The sequence below is a fragment of the Streptomyces sp. NPDC093065 genome (assembly GCF_044754585.1).
Classification (GTDB): domain Bacteria; phylum Actinomycetota; class Actinomycetes; order Streptomycetales; family Streptomycetaceae; genus Streptomyces.
This window is the reverse complement of sequence record NZ_JBIVPJ010000071.1, coordinates 1-1,010: the sequence shown is the minus strand read 5'-3', so window position 1 is coordinate 1,010 and position 1,010 is coordinate 1. Positions and strand designations below refer to the sequence as shown.

The window sequence follows — 1,010 nt, the reverse complement described above, 5'->3', positions numbered from 1 at the left end:
CGGATCACGGAGCGCTGCTTCTACCACCTGGAGGCTCCGGTGCTGAGGGTCGGCGGTTACCACGCGCCGTATCCGCCGGCGCGGCTGGAGGAGGAATACCTGCCCGACCTGGACCGGGTGCTGGATGCCGTCGACCGGTCGCTGGCGTACTGAGGAGGGGAGCGTGACGACGATGACGGACAGCTCCGTGCGTGAGTTCAAGATGCCCGACGTGGGCGAGGGGCTCACCGAGGCCGAGATCCTCAAGTGGTACGTCCAGCCCGGTGACACGGTCACCGACGGCCAGGTGGTGTGCGAGGTCGAGACGGCCAAGGCCGCCGTCGAACTCCCCATCCCCTACGACGGTGTGGTCCGCGAACTGCACTTCCCCGAAGGCACCACGGTCGACGTCGGTACGTCGATCATCGCGGTGGCCGTCGGTGACGGTGCGGCGGCCGCGGAGCCGGTGCAGGAGGCGGTGGAGGACACGCCCGCCACCGCCGAGGCGGAGGAGCCCAAGCCGGAGGGCCGCCAGCCGGTCCTGGTCGGTTACGGGGTCTCCACCTCCTCGACCAGGCGCCGCCCCCGCAAGGGCGCCCAGGCCCCGGCCGCCTCGGAGGGGGCGTCGGCGGCGATCCAGGCCGAGCTGAACGGCCATGGTCCGGCAGCACCTGCGGTACCGGCGACACCTGCCGCGGCACCGGCCGCCCCGGCCACCGGCGAACGCCCGCTGGCCAAGCCCCCGGTGCGCAAGCTGGCCAAGGACCTCGGCGTCGACCTGGCGACGGTCGTCCCCTCCGGCCCGGACGGCATCATCACCCGCGAGGACGTCCACGCGGCGGTGCCCGTGTCCGAGCCGGCGCAGGCGGCCCCGCGGTCCGAGGCCCCCGCCCCGGCGCCGGCAGCGACGGCGGCCGCCCCGGCCTCGTACGACACGACGCGCGAGACCCGTGTCCCGGTCAAGGGCGTGCGCAAGGCGACCGCGGCGGCGATGGTCGGCTCGGCGTTCACCGCGCCGCACGTCACCGAGT

At 74.3% G+C, this 1,010-nt stretch carries 2 protein-coding genes; both read left to right on the top strand.

The features are described from left to right. Window positions 1-153 (top strand): transketolase C-terminal domain-containing protein (locus ACIQFU_RS38685; RefSeq protein ID WP_402558078.1); only part of this gene is annotated, 153 nt, incomplete at its 5' end. Between the two features lie 10 nt (window positions 154-163). Continuing rightward, the coding region (locus ACIQFU_RS38680) for a biotin/lipoyl-containing protein (RefSeq protein WP_402558077.1) at window positions 164-1,010 on the top strand (847 nt) is incomplete at its 3' end.